Source organism: Frigidibacter sp. ROC022 (assembly GCF_024723735.1).
GTDB lineage: Bacteria > Pseudomonadota > Alphaproteobacteria > Rhodobacterales > Rhodobacteraceae > SLM-1.
In genome coordinates, this window is record NZ_JANQDU010000004.1 from 267,893 (window position 1) to 285,273 (window position 17,381).

Genomic DNA, 17,381 nt, shown 5'->3' on the forward strand with positions numbered 1-17,381 from the left:
CCGAAAGACCAGCCCGGTTGACCTGACCTCTTGGGCCCGCGTTCATCACGCGAGCCCGCAGGTTTGATTTCGGTAGCCATGGGGTCGGCTTGTGTCGGCGCGCCCTCATGTCGCTCAAACGCCAGGCGCCCGCCCGAGGCCCGCCAGTTGGCGGAACGCGACGGGCGAGATCAGAACCAGACCGACCAGCGTGGCGATCAGGTTGGGCGCCACCAGGAAGATCGCCGCGACCACCAGCAAGGCCCTTTCAAAGGCGAAGACAGGTGCAAACAGCCATCCGGCGAAAGCCGCCGAAAGCGCCCAGATCCCCAGCATCGCACCGCCGGCGGCAAGAAAGAACGCCTCCCAGGTGAATCCGTCTACGACCAGCAGCAGCGAGGGCGAGAAGACGAAGACGAAGGGCACCAGCGCCTTGCCGATCCCCAGCCGGAAGGCGGTGTTGCCGGCCTTGAAGGCGTTGCAGTTGGCGATCCCGGCGGCCGCATAGGCAGCCAGGGCCACCGGTGGCGTGATGTCGGCCAGCACGCCGTAGTAGAAGACGAAGAAATGCGCCACCAGCGGCTGCACCCCCAGAAGTCCCAGGATCGGCGCCGCGACCGCGATCATGATCAGGTAGTTGGCGGTGGTCGGAATACCGCAGCCCATCAGGATGCAGACAATGGCAGTCAGGATCAGGGTGAACAGAAGCGTCATGTCGGTCTGGGTCATGACCTCGAAAGGCAGCACCGACAGCCAGCCCGTGATGCTCCCGGCCCAGGTGGCGGCGATCCCGGTGACCATATAGGCGATCTTGAAGCCGACTCCGGTCAGCGTGACGATGCCGATGATCACCCCGACCAGGGCGGCCGCGGCGGTTACCGACAGCGAATATTTCGCGCCCAGCACGAAGCCGTCGAAAATCCCCCGGATGACCGCGTTGGCGGCGGCGCGCGGCGTCAGCGTGGCCGCGCTCTGAATGATCAGCACCGCGATGCAGGAGGTGATGCCCCAGAATGCCGCCGCGTAGGGCGTCATCCCCGACAACAGCACCGAGACCAGGATGATCAGCGGCACCACCGTCATCCAGCCTGCCTTCAGCACTTTCCAGATTTCGGGCAGCTCGTCCTTGGTCAATCCGCGCAGGCCGCGCCGTCGCGCCTCCAGGTGGACCTGGGTAAGCACCCCGAAGAAATGCATGAAGGCCGGCACCAGCGCCGCGGTCAGGATCGTGGTCAGCGGCAGGCCTAGGTATTCGATCATCAGAAAGGCCACCGCGCCCATGACCGGGGGGGTGATCTGGCCGCCGGTCGAAGAGGCTGCCTCGACCGCCGCCGCAAAATGCCGCGGATAGCCGATGCGGATCATCGCCGGGATCGTCAGCGAGCCGGTGGTCACCGTGTTGGCGATCGACGAACCCGAGATCGAACCGAGCAGCGCCGAGGACAGCACCGAGACTTTCGCCGGCCCGCCCGCATAGCGCCCCGCGATGGCCGAGGCGAGGTCGATGAAGAGCTGCCCCAGACCGATCCGCGTCGCCAGAACCCCGAACAGCACGAAGTGGAACACATAGGTCGAGATCACCCTGAGCGCGGTTCCATAGATGCCCTGGCTGGTCAGGTAGAGATGGTTGACGATGCCGCTCCAGCTGGCGCCGGGATGCACCAGCACCCCGGGCATCGAGCGGCCGAAATAGGCATAGGCGATGAACAGCAGCGCGATCACCGGCAGCGGCCAGCCCATCGAGCGCCGCACCGCCTCGAGCAGCACCACGATCAGCGTGGTGCCCATGATTACGTCGATCGGCAGCGGATTGCCGACCCGGAACGCCAGCTGTTCGTAGATCCAGGGCACATAGAAGGCCGAGACCAGTCCGGCGATGGCCAGCAGCCAGTCCCAGATCGGCAGGCCCAACGGCGCCCAGATCCGGTTGGTCGGCGTCGGGCCCTGTCCCCAGATCCCGAAGGACATGAAGATCAGCGCCAGGGTAAAGCCCATATGGACGCCGGTATGGGTGGTCATCGGCGGGATGCCGAAGCCCGAGGTGTAATAGTGATAGCACGAGAGACCGAACAGGATCGTACCTGACAGGATCAGCACTGGTCGTGACTGGGGCCGGAACCGGACCTCGCTGTCGAAACTCTCTTCCAACTTGCGCAGCTCTTCCGCGGTGAGCGTGGCTACCGAACTCTCGGCTTTTTCGGTCATCCAGGGGTCCCCAGGCAGTCTGTATCGGATCGCGGCCGGAACTTGCCCGGCCGAAAAGCATCGGGGCCGACCCTTGGGGTCGGCCCCGCGGCCCTTACTTCAAGAGGCCGGCTTCTTTGTAGAACCGCTCGGCACCCGCATGCAGCGGAATCCCGACGCCGTCCAGCGCGCTCTCGGCGGTGATCGCCTTGCCCTTGGCATGGCCGGCGTCCAGGAGCTTGCGGGTATTGTCGTTCCACAGCGCCTTGGTGATCTGGTAGATCAGATCGTCCGACTGGTCGGCCGAGGTGACCCAGAGCGCCATGACCGAGATCGTCTCGACATCGCCATCCACGCCCTTGTAGGTGCCGCCCGGCACCAGATCCTTGGCGAAGAACGGATAGTCGGCAATGGTCTTGTCGGCCTCGGCGCCATTGATCGGCACCAGGGTGATGTCCTGCTGGCTGGCCAGTTCGGCAATCGCGCCGGCCGGGAAGCCGCCGACGAAGAAGAAGGCATCCATCGCGCCGTCGCGCATCCGGTCGCCGGCCTGATCGGGCTTGAGGTATTCGGCCTGAATGTCGTCCTCGGTCAGCCCGTAGGCGCCCAGAATGATCCGCGCGTCGACCAGGGTGCCCGAGCCGGGTTCATCCAGCGACACCCGCTTGCCCTTGAGATCGGCGACCGAGCTGATGCCCGAGGCTTTCGAGGCGACGAGGTGGATCGATTCCGGATAGAGCGAGGCGATGGCACGCAGCTTGTCGACCGCGGGCTTGCCTTCCCAGACGCCGGTGCCGGACTGGGCCCATGCGGCGACATCGGATTGCACGAAGCCCGATTCCAGCGTGCCGCCCATGATCCCGTTGATGTTTGCGACCGAGCCATTCGAAGAGACCGCAGTCGCGATGACGCCCGGAGCGCCGCAGGACCCACCCTGGTCGCAGGGCCGGCTGCCCGGCGGGTTCGAGATCGCATTCGCGATCAGCCCGCCAATCGGATAATAGGTGCCGGCGGTGCCACCGGTGCCGATCCGGAAGAATTGCATGTCCTGCGCAAAAGCGCTGGTCGAATTCAGCAGACCGGCGCCGAACAGGCCGGTGGCGCCGAGGCCAAGCAGGAGGTTTCTGCGTGTCGTCATTGTCGATCTCCCTTTTGCAAACTGCCCACACAAAATCACCTTGGCGGCATAGGTTCAACAATGATGTGCACGTCCAATCCGGAGGCTGGCCGCTGCTGATCCTGCTCCGCCGGTCAAGGTTGTCGCGGGCGAAACGGCATGAGCCGCGAACCCGTTCGCTGTTCACGAAACGGCGTTTGTCTTGGTCCCCCGCGCCTTCAATCCGGCCGTATCCGCCAACTGACTTCCTCTGCTGATTGTCGGTATTCGATATCCATCCGGCCATTGGCCAAGATAATGTCGCGTCACGGGTTCCGACGGAGAACCCTGCCTGAGCTCCTCGGAAACCCAATTCCTTGAAGCGCGCCCTCTCGGGCTTTTGTGCGGGCTTTTTCCGCTATCAAAACGGCAGAAATCAACGCATTGACTTTGCCTGCGTTTATGGGCTTCTCCGGGGTAGCCTTGCGCCAATTCTCACCCGGTGCTGCCGATGCTGACTTGCCGGGTGAGCTCCGCCCGACCCCCAATGCGAAAGGACTGCCGATGCGCCGTTGCGCCGTCGTTGCCCTGCTGGTCTGTCTGCCTGCCGTGCCGACCTGGGCCGAACCCGCCACCCGCGCCGGCGCGGATGGGATCGCCGCCGCCCTGGGCCGGCTTCTGCCTGCCGCGCCCGGCACGCTGGCCGTCACGCCGAGCGGCGACCGCTATGTCGCGACACTGGACCTGGGCGCCCTGTTGCCCGAGAAGAAAATCACCCTTACTCTGCGCTTCGGCAGCGTGGGAGCCGCCGCCTGCAAGCTGGATTTCGAGGGCAGAATGGACATCGGTCCGGGGCAGGCCCCGGTCGGAAGGGCCAGGATCGCCCTCGACGGGATCGAGGCGGTTCTGGCGGTGCTGAATGCCGGACCCGAGGAGGTGAAGGGGGACGCGGTGCCGGGGCTGCCGATGATGCGTGGCCCGGGTCGGGCCGAGAGCCCCGACAAGGTAAGCTGGGAGACCGAGATGACCCCTAAGGGAAAACTTCTGATGAACGGCAACGATCTGCCGCCGATGATGGGCCGATGAACGGTCCCGGGAACAGCAGGGTGCAGGGCAGCCGCATCGCGGCGGAAAATCCCCTGGGCGCGGATCTGGCGCTTCTGCACCGGCGCCATACCGACGAGATGCATGCCGACACGCCGCCGGAGTCGATCCACATGTTGCCGGCCTCGGCGCTGGCCGCCCCGGGGATCAGTTTCTTCGTCGCCCGGGACGGCGAAGGGACACCGGTGGCGATGGGCGCCCTGAAACGGCTGGACGTCGTCCATGCCGAGATCAAGTCGATGCATGTGCTGGCCGAGCATCGCGGCAAGGGGTTGGCCCGGCTGATGCTGATGCGGCTGATCGACGAGGCGCGGGCGGCGGGCTTTACCCGGGTCTCGCTCGAAACCGGCAGCCAGGAGAGCTTCAAACCGGCGCGGGCGCTGTATCTGCGGTCGGGTTTCACCGAATGCGGCCCCTTCGCCAGCTACACCCATGATCCGAATTCGGTCTACATGACCTGCACCCTGGCCATGACGACCGAATCCGCCTGACCATCTCTTTGCCACGCCGGGCTTGTGGCGACGGCCCCTGGCGCTTTAGAAGCAGGCGACGACTCCATAGCTCAACTGGATAGAGCAGCTGACTTCTAATCAGCAGGTTGAGGGTTCGAGTCCTTCTGGAGTCGCCAAACGGATTGCCTTGCGGACCCGGTCGCGACGTTGCGACACCGGGGCCGCAAGCGGGCAGGACGCGCCCGATTGCGGCGAAATGCCCTATGACTCGACGCCGAGGCGTGTCAGAAGCGGGCCGCGTCGCTCATCGGGGTCGCCGGCAGCAGACGCCGGTCGCCGGGGGCGCGGACGACACTCGGGGCATTTCAATCCGGCACTCCCATCGGGGCGTCCTTCCCCCGGGGCGCGCAGGCAGATATCGGGCGCCGACCGCCCGGGTTTCAGACAGGGCTCTCGCCATGATCAAGACACTTCAGGACGCGCTCACCGAGCGTGGATATGACAAGCTTACCGATGTTCAGGAGGCCGTCACCGCCGCCGAACTCCAGGATGCCGATCTTCTGGTGTCGGCGCAGACCGGCTCGGGCAAGACGGTGGGTTTCGGGCTGGCGATCGCCCGCACGCTGATGGGCGATGACGAGCAGCTTGGCCCGGCGGCGGCGCCGCTGGCGCTGATCGTGGCCCCGACGCGGGAGCTGGCCTTTCAGGTGATGCGCGAACTGGCCTGGCTTTACGCCAAGGCCGAGGCGCGGGTCGTTTCCTGCGTCGGCGGCATGGACATGCGGGACGAGCGGCGGGCGCTGGACCGGGGCGCCCATATCGTCGTCGGAACCCCGGGCCGGCTGCGCGACCATATCCAGCGCGGCTCTCTCGAGATGAATGCGCTGCGGGCGGTGGTCCTGGACGAGGCCGACGAGATGCTGGACCTCGGCTTCCGCGAGGATCTGGAGTTCATGCTGGCCGCGGCCCCGGTCGAGCGGCGCACGCTGATGTTCTCGGCCACCGTGCCGCCGACCATCGCCAAGCTGGCCAAGCAGTTTCAGCGCGACGCGGTCCGGGTCTCGACGACGAGCGGCGCCAGCCAGCATGCCGACATCTCCTATCAGGCGCTTCAGGTGGCCGAGCGGGATGCCGAACACGCGATCTTCAACCTGCTGCGCTATCACGATGCCACCAATGCCATCGTCTTTGCCAATACCCGCGTCGCGGTGAGCCATCTGACCGCGCGGCTGGCGAACCGGAACTTCTCCGTGGTCAGTCTGTCGGGAGAGTTGAGCCAGGCCGAGCGGACCCATGCGCTTCAGGCTATGCGCGACGGGCGGGCGCGGGTCTGCGTCGCCACCGATGTCGCGGCACGGGGGATCGACCTGCCCAATCTCGAACTGGTGATCCATGCCGATCTGCCTTCGAACCCCGAAGGGCTGCTGCATCGGTCGGGCCGCACCGGACGTGCCGGGCGCAAGGGCATCTCGGCACTGATCGTCACGCCGAAGAACGCCCGCAAGGCCGAACGGCTGCTGGGTTTTGCCAAGATCACCGCCGAGTGGACCGCGCCGCCGGGCGTCGAGGACATCCTGCGCCGGGACAAGGAACGGCTTCTGGCCGATCCGGTCTGGGACGAGGAGGTGACCGAGGATCAGGCGGCCTTCGCGGCCGACCTGCTGGCGCTGCATGCGCCGGAGAAGATCGCCGCCGCCTATCTTCGGCTCTACCAGGCTCGGCAGTCGGCCCCGGAAGAGCTGTCGCCGCCCGGGGCGAAACCGGCCCCGAGAGAGCGCAAGCCCTTCGGTCCGAGCATCTGGTTTGCCGTTTCGGCGGGGCGTGAACAGAACGCCGAGGCCCGTTGGCTGCTGCCGCTCCTCTGCCGGGCAGGGGGCATCACAAAGGACGAAATCGGCGCGATCCGGATTCAGCATTCGGAAAGCTTCGTCGAACTCAAGGCGGATTCCGTCGAAGGCTTCCTGGGGAACCTTCCGGACGGGGTCACGCTTCAGGATGGTGTTACGATCCGCCAGATGGAGGGGGTGCCCGAACTGGGCGTGACGGGCCGTGGCCGAAAGCCGCACAAGGCCAGGGACCGCGCCCCGCGCGAACGTCCCGCCGACCGTGGACCATCGCGCAGGCCGGCGCCTGCGGACGACAGGCCACCGGCCCCGGTCGCGGCACAGGCGGACCCCGCCGCCGAAGCGCCGCAGCCGGCACCCGCACCGACCGCTCCGGTGGCCGAACCTGCACCTGCTGTCGAGCCTGCCCCGGCCCCGGAGCCGAAACCCGCCAAGCCGCGCAAACCCCGGCACGGCGATGGTGGCGCTCCCGCAGGGCCGCGCGCCAAATCGCCGGGGCCGAAACCATCCGGCAAACCCCGCTTCGACCGGCCCAAGTCGCGCCCGGCGGGATCGGGGCCGAGGAAGGCCGCGTCAGAGGGATCGTCCGCCGCGCCGAAAGGGCCACGGCCAGGCGCTGCGGACCCGTCGAAACGCTTCGAGCGGCCGGGCAAGGCCGGACCCGGGAAGCCCCGGTCCAAGGCCCCGCGCAAGCCGCGGCCGCATGGCGGTGGCGGGGCCGAGCCACCAAGGCGCAAGAAGCGGAGCTGATCGCCCCCGCCGCCGGGGTCAAAAGGGGAGTCGGGGGGAATTCGTGCCGCGTCCGGTTTCCGGCTCAGGCGTCGCGTTTCATGATCCACTCGAGTTCCGGCGCAGCGACGAAGCGCCATTTGCGCAGCGGCCCGGCCATGACGTTGAGGTAATACATCTCGACCCCATAGGGTGCGCCGCAGGGGTGATGACCGCGCGGCACCAGCACCACGTCGCCGTCCGAGACCGCCATGGTCTGATCGAGACCGCCGTCGTCGGTATAGACCCGCTGGATGCCGAAACCGTTCGCCGGATTCAGGCGGTGATAATAGGTCTCTTCCAGATAGGTGATCCTGGGGAAGTCGTCCTCGTCATGGCGATGCGACGGGTAGGATGACCAATGCCCCGCCGGGGTGAAGACCTCGGTGACCAGCAGGCTGTCGGCGTAGTCCTCGTTCTCCATGGCGATGTTGTTGATGTAGCGGGTGTTTGTGCCCTTGCCGCGTTCGGTCAGGCTGATGCCCTCGGGTCCGATGCGGCGTGCCGGATGCCCGCCCAGCCCCGGCGCCGAGCAGACGGCGATGACGCAATCGGTCTCGGCGCGTGCGCTCCAGTCGCTGCCGTCGGGCAGGTAGAGGCCATGCGGCGGGGTCTTCTCGAAGACATCCATCCGTTCGCCCAGAACGCCCCAGTCCTGTCCGGCACCGCTGATCGCGGCCTTGCCCTCGACCATGACCAGGATCACTTCGCGTTCCCCTGTCGCCTCGGCGGCGCTTTCGCCCTTGCGCAGGCGGTAGAGCGAAAAGCCGACATAGCGCCAGCCGGCCGAGGCCGGGGTGATCTCGTGCACCTTGCCGTGGGTTCCGAAGGGTTTGCGCAGCAGATCTGTCATGGGTCGATGTCCTGTCTCTCTAGGCCGGGATCAGCCCGGTTTCCCGCGCCTGCCGTTTCAGTGTCGCCAGCCCGAGGGTCTGGTAGAGCAGCGGGTTGTAGCGCTTCGGGTCCTGTTCGGCCTCGATCACGATCCAGCCGTCATAGTGGTTGTCGGCCAGGACCTTCAGCAAGGGCTTGAAGTCCAGGCCGCCTTCCTGATCTCCGGGAACCGTGAAGGCTCCGGCGAGCACCGCCTGTAGGAAGCTCAGCCCCTCCTGCCGGGCCCGGGCGATGATGTCGGGGCGGATGTTCTTGGCGTGGAAGTGCCGGACCCGGCCGATATGCCGGGTCAGCACCGCAAGCGGATCACCGCCGCCGAACCGGCAATGGCCGGCATCGAACAGGAGTTGGGTCGCCGGCCCGGTCGCGGCCATGAGGGCGTCGATCTCTTCCGGGCTTTCGACAATGGTGCCCATGTGATGGTGGTAGACCAGCGCGATGCCTTCCCCGGCCAGATAGACGGCGAAGGATTCCAGTTTGTCGCCGAATGCCGTCATCTCCTCGGCGCTCAGGCGCGGCCGGTCGTTTACCGGTCTGCTCGCATCGCCGTGGATTGCGTTCGAGGTCTCGCAGACGATGCAGACCTTGCAGCCGTTGTGTTTCAGCTTGCGCAGATGCGGCTGCACGGCGGCGATCTCTTCCTCGACCGAGCGGGCGAGGAGTTCGGTGGAATACCAGCCGGAGATGAAGGACAGCCCGTAGCGCCCGAGCAGCGATCCGAGTGCCTTGGGGTCCTCCGGCCAGCGGTGGCCGTTCTCGATCCCGTCGAAGCCGATCAGCTCGCCCGCCTCGTGCAGGATGCGCTCGGTCGGGATGTCGGCGCCGATCGAGCGGTCGTCGTCATTGGCCCATGCGATGGGGTTGGTCCCGAACCGGATCATCCGCGTGGTCTCCTCAATCGGCGCGTTGCTGTTTGCGCGATGCATCATAGGCCGCACGCGCCTCGCGTACCTGCGGGCGGTCCGAGACCTCGGGCACCGCGACATCCCACCAGGCGCCCGCCGCGCCGAATCCGGGGCCCTGGGTCGGGTCGGTCTCGATCACGATGACGGTCGGAATTTCGCGCCCGCGGGCGGCGGCGATCTGCGCTTCCAGATCGGCGATGTCCTGCGCCTTGACGGCATGGGCGCCCATCGCGGCGGCATGGCCGACATAGTCGATCTGCGGCTGGGCCTCGACGTTGCAATCCTTGTAGAGGTTGTTGAATTCCTCGCCGCCGCAGCCCTGCTGGAGCCGATTGATGCAGCCGAAACCGCGATTGTCGGTCAGGACGACGGTGAAGGGCACCCGGCGCATCACCGCCGTCGCCAGTTCGGAATTGGCCATCATGTAGGAGCCATCGCCGACAAAGCAGATCACCTCGCGCTCGGGTGCCGCCAGCTTGACGCCCATGGCGCCGGCGATCTCGTAGCCCATGCAGGAGTAACCGTATTCCATGTGATAGCCGCCGGCGCTGGCCTGCCAGAGCAGCTTGAGCGCTCCGGGCATGGTCCCGGCGGCGCACATGGCGATGGCGTCCTCTCCGGTGGCGCGTTGCACGGCGCCGATCACCTGCGCATCGGTGGGGAGGGCATTGCTTTCGGCCGGCGCGGCGCAATGGGCATCGACGGCGGAGAGCCAGTCTGCACGGGCCTGGGCATCGACCGTGCCGCGATAGTCGCCGATCCGCTCGCCAAGCTTCTCGATCGCAACCTTCGCGTCCGAGACCATGCCGATCGCGCCATGTCGGTCGGCGTCATAGGGTTGCACGTTGATCGACACCAGCTTCCGCTCCGGGTTCCTGAACAGCGCCCAGGAGCCGGTGGTGAAATCCTGAAAACGGGTGCCGATGCCGATCACCAGATCGGCGCTCGCCGTGGCGGCATTGGCAGCGGCCGAGCCATCCACCCCGGCAGCGCCGAAATTCATCGGATGCGCTTGCGGGATGGCCGATTTCCCGGCCTGGGTCTCGACCACCGGGATATTGTGGCGGGTGGCGAACTCGGCCAGCGTGGTCTCGGCCCCGGAATAGATGACCCCGCCGCCGGCGACGATCACCGGGGCCTTGGCGCCGCGGATCAGGGCCGCCACCTCGTCCACTTCGCGCGGGTCGGGTTCCGGTCTGCGGATGCGCCAGACCTTCGGTGTGAAGAAGCTGGCCGGATAGTCGAAGGCCTCGGCCTGCACGTCCTGGCAGAAGGCCAGGCAGACCGGGCCGCACCTGGCCGGGTCGGTCATCACCGAGAGTGCGCGGGGCAGGCAGGTCAGCAGATGTTCGGGCCGGGTGATCCTGTCGAAATAGCGGACAACAGGCCGGAAGCAATCATTGGCGCTCACGGTGCCGTCGCCGAAATCTTCGACCTGTTGCAGCACCGGGTCGGGGGCGCGGTTGGCGAAGACATCGCCCGGAATGAACAGGACCGGCAGCCGGTTCACATGCGCCAGCGCCGCCGCAGTGACCATGTTGGTCGCCCCCGGCCCGATCGAGGAGGTCACCGCCTGCGCCTGGCGCCTTTTCCTGGTCTTGGCATAGGCGATGGCGGCATGGGCCATGGTCTGTTCGTTCTGGCCGCGCCAGGTCGGCAGGTCGTTCCCCAGAGCCTGCAGCGCCTCGCCGAGCCCCGCGACATTGCCATGGCCGAAGATCGCCCAGACGCCCTGAATGAAGCGCTCGCCCTCCTCGGTCATCTGCAGGCTCAGCCAGCGCGCCATGGCCTGGGCAGCGGTCAGTCGGATCGTCTCGGTCATGTCTTCGCCTCCCCTGTCGTGTCACGCGCCTCGTTCCAGATCGTGCAGAGCCTCTCAAAGCGCGTCGCCATCTCGGCTACGGCGGCATCATCGCTCATCTCGCCCTCCAGCCAGGCCCGCGCGACACTGCCGAAGATCGTGCGGCCGACCGCGAAGCCCCTGACCAGCTCATGTGCCGCAGCGACCTTGAAACTGGCTGCCAGCTCGGCCTCGGGCGCGTCGAGGCCAAGGACCACGATGCCGCGTGTATGGCGGTCGTTCTCTTCGATGGCCGCGATCGTGTTGCGCCAGGCGGCGTCGGTCTGCATCGGTTCCAGCTTCCACCAGTCGGGATGGATGCCGCAAGCGTAGAACTGGCGGATCAGCGTGGCGGTCGTGCCATCGTCCACCGGGCCGACCTTGGACGGAATGATCTCCAGCAGGAATTCCAGCCCGTTGCGCCGTGCGGCTTCGAACAGCCGCCTTGCGGTGGCTTCCTGTTCCCTGCGCAGGGCGGGGTCGTCGTCGGGATGGCAGAAGCAGAGCAGCTTGACCACGTTCTCGCGGGCCCATTCCTCCAGCCCGCCGCAGTCGGACCCCAGTTCGGGTTCCAGCGCCAAGGGCCGCGAGCCGGGCAATTCGCAGGGTCGCCCGATCCAGAGCCCAGAGCCGGAGGCGGCATGCAGTGCCGAACGCCCGATCCGGTTGTCGCAGAGGATGCCATAGCCGGGCCGGCCCTGCTGCACCCTAAGCGCCGCCTGCAGGCATAGCTCCTTGAAGGCGCTGCCCCTGGCCGGGGTGAAGCCCTGCATCTCCTCCAGCTGCGACCGGTGGTCGAAGGCGAAGACCCGCATCGTCGACCAGTCGCCCTTGCGGTTCGTTGACCAGTGGAGCTGGTCCAGTTCCGGGTCATTGCGCAGATCGGGCCGGACCACGCCGCGCTTGAGGAAGAACTCCAGTTCCTCCAGCGAGGGATAGGCCGGGGTGCAGCCGTGGCGCGAGACGGCAAAGGCGCCGCAGGCATTGGCGTATTGCAGCGCGGTGGACCAGTCCTCGCCATCGAGCCAGCCTTTCAGCAGCCCCGAGAAGAATCCGTCCCCGGCGCCAAGGACATTGAAGACCTCGACCGGAAAGCCGGGGCCGGACTGGCCGTCATCCAGATCGTCCGGAATCTCGCCGTCCAGGGCCACCGCCCCCCTGGCGCCGCGCTTGCAGATCAGCGTTGCCGGCGTGACCCTCCGCACGGCCCGCAGTGCCGCCAGCGTGTCGGTCGTGCCGCCGGCGATGTGAAACTCTTCCTCCGTCCCGACGATCAGGTCGAAAAGATGCAGCGTCGATTGCAGCTTGGCCGTCACGCTGGCGCTTTCGACAAAACGGCTTTCGCCGTCGCCATGTCCGGCCAGGCCCCAGAGGTTGGGCCGGTAATCGATGTCGAGCGCGGTCTTCGCGCCATGTTTGCGGGCCAGGCGCAGCGCCTTCAGCACCGCGGCTTCGGTCTCCGGGTGGCTCAGATGGGTGCCGGTGGCCAGGACCGACCTTGCCTCCCTGATCAGGCCTTCGTCGATGTCATCAACCCGCAGCCCCATGTCGGCGCAGTTCTCGCGGTAGAAGATCAGCGGGAACCGGGTTTCGTCGCGAATGCCCAGCAGGACCAGCGCCGTCAGCCGCTCCGGGTCGGTCTTGACGCCGCGCGTATCGACGCCCTCGCGCTGCAGTTCTTCGCGGATGAAGCGGCCCATGTGCTCGTCGCCGACGGCCGTGATCAGCGCCGAGCGCAGGCCAAGCCGTGCGGTGCCGCAGGCAATGTTGGTGGGGGAGCCGCCGATGTACTTGCGGAACGACCCCATGTCTTCCAGCCGCCCGCCGATCTGTGCCCCGTAGAGGTCGACCGATGACCGGCCGATCGTGATGACATCAAGACGTTTCACGCGCAGGGGTCCTTCTTCATCGCGGTGTCGTGTCAGGCTTCGAGGGGCACCGGTGCGCCGGTCCTGAGCGAGAGGGTCGCAGCCTCGGCCATCGCCAGCGCCGCCACGCCATCGGCCAGCGTGACGGGAGGCACGGCGCCCTCCGACACCGCTTCCACGAAGCCCGCCCATTCCGCCCGGTAGGCTGGCATATAGCGTTCCAGAAAGAAATAGGTGGGCTTGGCGCCGGTCACGCCCTCGGCGGTGGATTTCACCACGGTGTTCTCCAGCACGTTCTGGGCCTGCAGCAGCCCCTTGGAGCCGAGAAGCTCGATCCGCTGGTCATAGCCATAGGCCGCCCTGCGCGAATTCTTGATCACTGCGATCCGCCCGTCGCCATAGCTCAGGGTGACGACGGCGGTATCGACATCCCCCGCCGCGCCGATCTCGGGATCAACGATGGCCGAGCCGACCGCCGAGACCGTGGCAGGCGCGCCGCCCATCAGGAAATTCGCCATGTCGAAATCGTGGATCATCATGTCGCGGAACAGGCCGCCCGAAACCCTGACATAGGCCACCGGCGGCGGCGCCGGGTCGAAGGAGGTGAGCGTGAGAAGCTCCGGCTTGCCGATCTCTCCCCGGGTCGCGGCCGTCTTGAGGGCGACGAAATTCGGATCGAAGCGGCGGTTGAAGCCGATCATCACCGGACGGCCGTTGGCCGCGACCGCCTTCTGACATTCCTGTGCCCGGGCCAGGCTGAGATCGACGGGCTTTTCGCAGAACACCGCCTTGCCGGCCGCGGTGGCCCGCTCGATCAGATCGGAATGGGTGTCGGTCGAGGTGGCGATCAGCACCGCGTCGATGTCGGGATCGTCAATGATCGCCTGCGTGTCGCCGGCTTCGGCGCCATGGCGTGCGGCCAGGGTCCCGGCGGCGGTGGCATTGATGTCGGACACCGCGACAAGGGCGCTTCCGGGATGCGCGGCAATCGTGGAAGCATGCACGGCACCGATGCGCCCGGCGCCCAACAATCCGACTCTCAGCATGCGTCCCCCCAGTAGTTGCGGTGTGGTGGTTCGGTTTGAGCGCAATTTGCACGCGCGTGCAAGATCATTTTGCACCCCCGTGCAGGACCGTGCTAGCTTCCGCGCGATGCCCGTGCCGGGTATTTCGGTCGGGACAGGCCACCAGCCTTCGGAGGGTGCGATGGACGAAGACGGCTCCGCCCGTCCGCAAACCGCGGTGACCGCGGACGATGTGGCGCGGCGGGCCGGGGTGTCGCGCTGGACGGTCAACCGCGCCTTCAAGAAGGATGCCTCGATCTCGGCGCGGAGCCGCGAGAAGGTGCTGAGCGCCGCCGCCGAACTGGGCTATGTGCCCGACCTGCTGGCGGCTTCGCTGGCGTCTAGCCGGTCAAGGCTGGTCGCGCTGCTGATCGACGACTTCGCCAATCCGCACAAGCTGGTCATGCTGGAACGGCTGACGCGCATTCTGCAACATGCCGGCTGGGACACCCTGCTGGTCAACATGTTGTCCGAGGACGATGGCCGCGACGCGCTGATGAACGCCAGCCAGCGCCGCGTCGATGCCGCGATCCTGATCGGCATCCAGTTCGACGACAAGGTTCTGGCGGCGGCGCTCGGGGCGCGGCGGGTGCGCAAGCTCATCATCTTCGCCCGCAGTTCCCAGAACGCCGAGACGATCTCGATTGCGGTGGATGACGTGGCCGCCATGACCGAGATCACCAGTCATGTCATCGACAGGGGCTATGCGCGGCCGATGTTCCTTGCCGGGCCGCAGACATATTCGGCGCATCTGTTGCGGAAGGAGACATTCGTGGCGCAGTGGACGGCCAGGGTCGGCCGGGCGCCCGAGGTCATTTCGGTCGAGACCTACGATCCGGCCCGCGCCTTCGACCGGGTGCATCAGGTGCTTGCTCCCCGGAACGGGCGCGGGCTGCCCGATGTCCTCGTCTGCGAGAATGACGCGCTGGCGATCGGCGCCATCGACGCCGTACGCCACAAGCTGGGTCTGCGGGTGCCCGAGGATATCGCCGTGACCGGCTTTGACGATGTCCCCCTTGCGAGCAGTCCGAACTACCGGCTGACCACCTACAGGCAGCCGCTGACGGCCATGGCGAACCGGATTGTCGAAATCCTGAACGAAGACCGGGAGCCGGGGAACCACTGCGATTTCCTCGGCCAGATCGTGTCGCGCGACAGCGCCTGAGAACCGCCCGCGACCTCAGTCGTGGTTGCGGAACGGTCTGACCGTGCCGCGCCAGATCATCCGCGCCGGCAGCGACACGGTTGTCGCCGACTCCTTGGGATCCTCCGCGTGCTTCAGCCAGTCCACGGCGGCGTCCGCAATTCCCTCGACCGGTTGGGCAAAGGTGGTCAGCGCGTAGCTTTCCCAGCGGGCCTCCTCGATGTCGTCGAAACCGATCACCGACAGCTCGTGCGGGACCTGGAACCCGAACCGATGCCGCGCCGCGTCCAGAACCCCGCAGGCCAGGAGGTCGGTCGTGCAGAATACACCGTCGGGCCGGTCGGGCCGGGCCATCAACTGGGTGCCGAGGTCGAGGCCTGTCTGATACGAGGTCATGCCGAGCGCCGCGACGGTCAGATCGACACCCGCCTCGCTGGCGGCGGCCTTGAAGCCTTCCTCGCGCCCCGCCAGGCTGGGCGTGCCGGCCTGCGACGTGGCCAGAGCCAGCCGTTTGCACCCGGCCGCGACGAGCGTCGCGAAGGCCTGCCGGCCGGCCTCGGCATCGTCGAGCTGGATGCGGATCGAACCTGGGCGTTCCTCGTCGCGATTGATGAGCACCAGCCGCATGCCGTTCCGCAGGCAGGTCTCGGCCAGCGAGCGCGCCGGCATTCCCGACATCACCACGGCGGCGTCGGTGCGATAGCTGATCGCCTGGCGAAGGGCGCGTTCGACGCTGGCATCGGATCGGTCGGTGTTGATCAGCAGCGCCACCTTGCCCGCTTCCTGCAGGCGCGCGGTAAGTGCAGCGAGCATATTCGAGCGGTAGGGTGTGTTGATCTCGGCCGCGATCAGCGCCACCAGACCGGTCTCGGACCGGATCAGCCCGCGGGCGAGGTGATTCACCTGATAGCCGAGCGTCTCGGCGGCCTGGAACACCTTGGCCCGGGTCTCGGCCGAGACGCTGGCACCGGGCGTGAAGCTGCGCGACACCGCGGCCCGCGAGACACCGGCGAGGTCCGCGACGTCCTTCGCGTTGACCGATGTCCGCGCCATGAATGCTCTCCAATTGCTGTGAACACCTGTGTGCAAAGGTGTTCAACGCGCCAACTTTGGCCGTCATGGGTAGCGAGAAAATGCCTTGTTGACAACGCGAGATTTCAATCCGAACTTGATGCACAGGTGTGCAAGCATCTGCACTAGGGAGGAGACAAGATGAAGAAACTTGCGATTGCCTTGCTGGGAACGACGGCGCTTTCGGCCGGCGTGGCCACGGCGGGAGAACTGAACCTGATCTGTTCGGCGGATGTGGTCATCTGCGAACGACTCGTCACCGAGTTCGAGGCCCGCCATTCCGACATCGACGTGAACATGGTGCGCCTGTCCTCGGGAGAGGCCTATGCCAAGATCCGGGCCGAATCACGCAATCCCCAGACCGATCTCTGGTGGGGCGGCACCGGCGACCCTCACCTGCAGGCGGCGCATGACGGGCTGACGATGGAATACAAGTCGCCGATGCTCGACGAGTTGCAGCCCTGGGCGGTGAAACAGGCCGAGGTGTCCGGCTGGCACACCGTGGGGGTCTATTCGGGCGCCCTGGGCTGGGGCTACAACACCGAAATCTTCAAGGAAAAGGGGCTGACCCCGCCGAAATGCTGGGCCGATCTGCTGGACCCGGCGCTGAAGGGGGAAATCGAGATCGCCGATCCCAACTCTTCGGGAACCGCCTATACCACACTCGCCACGCTGGTGCAGATCATGGGCGAGGACGAGGCTTTCGAATTTCTCGGCAAGCTGAACGAGAACGTGGCGCAATACACCAAGTCGGGCTCGGCCCCGGTCAAGGCGGCGGCGCGTGGCGAGACCGGCCTCGGCATCGTGTTCCAGCATGACGCGGTGGCACAGGCGGTGGCGGGATTCCCGATTGCCGTCGGCTCGCCCTGCGAAGGCACCGGCTACGAGATCGGCTCGATGTCGTTGGTCGAGGGCGCGCAGAATGTCGAAGAGGCCAAGACCTTCTATGACTGGGTTCTGAGGCCGGAAGTGCAGGGCGTCATGCCCGAGGCCGGCTCGTTCCAGATCCCGTCGAACAAGAACGCCAAGGCGCCGAAGGAAGCCCCGGACCTGTCGACGATCAAGCTGATCGACTATGACTTCGCGGTCTATGGCTCGTCCGAGAAGCGCAAGGCGCTTCTGGCACGCTGGGATGCCGAAATCGGCGGCAAGCCCGCGGAATGAGGAT

Annotated in this window: 13 protein-coding genes and 1 tRNA gene; 6 read left to right on the forward strand and 8 right to left on the reverse strand. The window is 66.6% G+C overall.

All coding sequences use genetic code 11. The features are described from left to right. Positions 1 to 114: 114 nt before the first annotated feature. Both NUW50_RS17315 and NUW50_RS17320 read right to left on the reverse strand, forming a co-directional pair. Complete coding sequence (locus NUW50_RS17315) at positions 115 to 2,184, reverse strand: TRAP transporter permease (protein ID WP_258290417.1); 2,070 nt, start codon at positions 2,182 to 2,184, stop codon at positions 115 to 117. Positions 2,185 to 2,278: 94 nt separating this feature from the next. Next, positions 2,279 to 3,301, reverse strand: coding sequence for a TAXI family TRAP transporter solute-binding subunit (locus tag NUW50_RS17320; protein WP_258290418.1), 1,023 nt, complete (start codon positions 3,299 to 3,301; stop codon positions 2,279 to 2,281). Between the two features lie 522 nt (positions 3,302 to 3,823). Between NUW50_RS17320 and NUW50_RS17325 the strand changes: the two genes are divergently transcribed. The 4 genes from NUW50_RS17325 to NUW50_RS17340 all read left to right on the forward strand — a co-directional run bounded on the left by NUW50_RS17325 (position 3,824) and on the right by NUW50_RS17340 (position 7,409). Continuing rightward, on the forward strand, positions 3,824 to 4,345 hold the full coding sequence (locus NUW50_RS17325) for a hypothetical protein (RefSeq protein ID WP_258290419.1): 522 nt from the start codon (positions 3,824 to 3,826) through the stop codon (positions 4,343 to 4,345). Continuing rightward, positions 4,342 to 4,854 (forward strand): GNAT family N-acetyltransferase, encoded by a 513-nt coding sequence (locus NUW50_RS17330; protein WP_258290420.1) that lies wholly within the window; start codon positions 4,342 to 4,344, stop codon positions 4,852 to 4,854. The genes NUW50_RS17325 and NUW50_RS17330 overlap by 4 nt, the downstream gene beginning before the upstream one ends. A 60-nt stretch (positions 4,855 to 4,914) precedes the next feature. Continuing rightward, positions 4,915 to 4,991 (forward strand) — tRNA-Arg (locus tag NUW50_RS17335). 282 nt (positions 4,992 to 5,273) lie between these two features. Next, positions 5,274 to 7,409: a DEAD/DEAH box helicase gene (locus NUW50_RS17340; RefSeq protein WP_258290421.1), complete on the forward strand. Its 2,136-nt coding sequence runs from the start codon at positions 5,274 to 5,276 to the stop codon at positions 7,407 to 7,409. Positions 7,410 to 7,473: 64 nt separating this feature from the next. On the opposite strand, the gene iolB is transcribed toward NUW50_RS17340, so the two are convergent. The 5 genes from iolB to iolG are packed head-to-tail and all read right to left on the reverse strand — an operon-like array spanning position 7,474 to position 13,980. Beyond that, positions 7,474 to 8,280 (reverse strand): 5-deoxy-glucuronate isomerase, encoded by an 807-nt coding sequence (iolB, locus tag NUW50_RS17345; protein ID WP_258290422.1) that lies wholly within the window; start codon positions 8,278 to 8,280, stop codon positions 7,474 to 7,476. Positions 8,281 to 8,299: 19 nt separating this feature from the next. Further along, entirely contained in the window at positions 8,300 to 9,202 is a 903-nt protein-coding gene (gene iolE / locus NUW50_RS17350) for a myo-inosose-2 dehydratase (RefSeq protein ID WP_258290423.1), read from the reverse strand. A 13-nt stretch (positions 9,203 to 9,215) separates the two neighbouring features. Next, positions 9,216 to 11,048 (reverse strand): 3D-(3,5/4)-trihydroxycyclohexane-1,2-dione acylhydrolase (decyclizing), encoded by a 1,833-nt coding sequence (gene iolD / locus NUW50_RS17355; RefSeq protein ID WP_258290424.1) that lies wholly within the window; start codon positions 11,046 to 11,048, stop codon positions 9,216 to 9,218. Further along, positions 11,045 to 12,955 (reverse strand): bifunctional 5-dehydro-2-deoxygluconokinase/5-dehydro-2-deoxyphosphogluconate aldolase, encoded by a 1,911-nt coding sequence (locus tag NUW50_RS17360; protein WP_258290425.1) that lies wholly within the window; start codon positions 12,953 to 12,955, stop codon positions 11,045 to 11,047. Before NUW50_RS17360 ends, iolD begins: the two co-directional genes overlap by 4 nt. A gap of 32 nt (positions 12,956 to 12,987) precedes the next feature. After that, complete coding sequence (iolG, locus tag NUW50_RS17365; protein WP_258290426.1) at positions 12,988 to 13,980, reverse strand: inositol 2-dehydrogenase; 993 nt, start codon at positions 13,978 to 13,980, stop codon at positions 12,988 to 12,990. A 160-nt stretch (positions 13,981 to 14,140) separates the two neighbouring features. On the opposite strand from iolG, the gene NUW50_RS17370 reads away from it, so the two are divergent. Further along, entirely contained in the window at positions 14,141 to 15,163 is a 1,023-nt protein-coding gene (locus NUW50_RS17370; protein WP_258290427.1) for a LacI family DNA-binding transcriptional regulator, read from the forward strand. A 15-nt stretch (positions 15,164 to 15,178) separates the two neighbouring features. Here NUW50_RS17370 and NUW50_RS17375 read toward each other — a convergent pair whose 3' ends face one another. Then, on the reverse strand, positions 15,179 to 16,195 hold the full coding sequence (locus tag NUW50_RS17375) for a LacI family DNA-binding transcriptional regulator (RefSeq protein ID WP_258290428.1): 1,017 nt from the start codon (positions 16,193 to 16,195) through the stop codon (positions 15,179 to 15,181). Positions 16,196 to 16,354: 159 nt separating this feature from the next. On the opposite strand from NUW50_RS17375, the gene NUW50_RS17380 reads away from it, so the two are divergent. After that, complete coding sequence (locus NUW50_RS17380; protein WP_258290429.1) at positions 16,355 to 17,377, forward strand: ABC transporter substrate-binding protein; 1,023 nt, start codon at positions 16,355 to 16,357, stop codon at positions 17,375 to 17,377. Positions 17,378 to 17,381 lie beyond the last annotated feature (4 nt).

What these genes read in the sequence shown, in the direction of transcription:
- iolE (WP_258290423.1), bottom strand. Translation starts at nt 9,202, where the DNA reads ATGATCCGGTTCGGGACCAACCCCATCGCATGGGCCAATGACGACGAC.
- iolD (WP_258290424.1), bottom strand. Translation starts at nt 11,048, where the DNA reads ATGACCGAGACGATCCGACTGACCGCTGCCCAGGCCATGGCGCGCTGG.
- NUW50_RS17320 (WP_258290418.1), bottom strand. Translation starts at nt 3,301, where the DNA reads ATGACGACACGCAGAAACCTCCTGCTTGGCCTCGGCGCCACCGGCCTG.
- NUW50_RS17315 (WP_258290417.1), bottom strand. Translation starts at nt 2,184, where the DNA reads ATGACCGAAAAAGCCGAGAGTTCGGTAGCCACGCTCACCGCGGAAGAG.
- iolG (WP_258290426.1), bottom strand. Translation starts at nt 13,980, where the DNA reads ATGCTGAGAGTCGGATTGTTGGGCGCCGGGCGCATCGGTGCCGTGCAT.
- iolB (WP_258290422.1), bottom strand. Translation starts at nt 8,280, where the DNA reads ATGACAGATCTGCTGCGCAAACCCTTCGGAACCCACGGCAAGGTGCAC.
- NUW50_RS17370 (WP_258290427.1), top strand. Translation starts at nt 14,141, where the DNA reads ATGGACGAAGACGGCTCCGCCCGTCCGCAAACCGCGGTGACCGCGGAC.
- NUW50_RS17325 (WP_258290419.1), top strand. Translation starts at nt 3,824, where the DNA reads ATGCGCCGTTGCGCCGTCGTTGCCCTGCTGGTCTGTCTGCCTGCCGTG.
- NUW50_RS17375 (WP_258290428.1), bottom strand. Translation starts at nt 16,195, where the DNA reads ATGGCGCGGACATCGGTCAACGCGAAGGACGTCGCGGACCTCGCCGGT.
- NUW50_RS17330 (WP_258290420.1), top strand. Translation starts at nt 4,342, where the DNA reads ATGAACGGTCCCGGGAACAGCAGGGTGCAGGGCAGCCGCATCGCGGCG.
- NUW50_RS17380 (WP_258290429.1), top strand. Translation starts at nt 16,355, where the DNA reads ATGAAGAAACTTGCGATTGCCTTGCTGGGAACGACGGCGCTTTCGGCC.
- NUW50_RS17340 (WP_258290421.1), top strand. Translation starts at nt 5,274, where the DNA reads ATGATCAAGACACTTCAGGACGCGCTCACCGAGCGTGGATATGACAAG.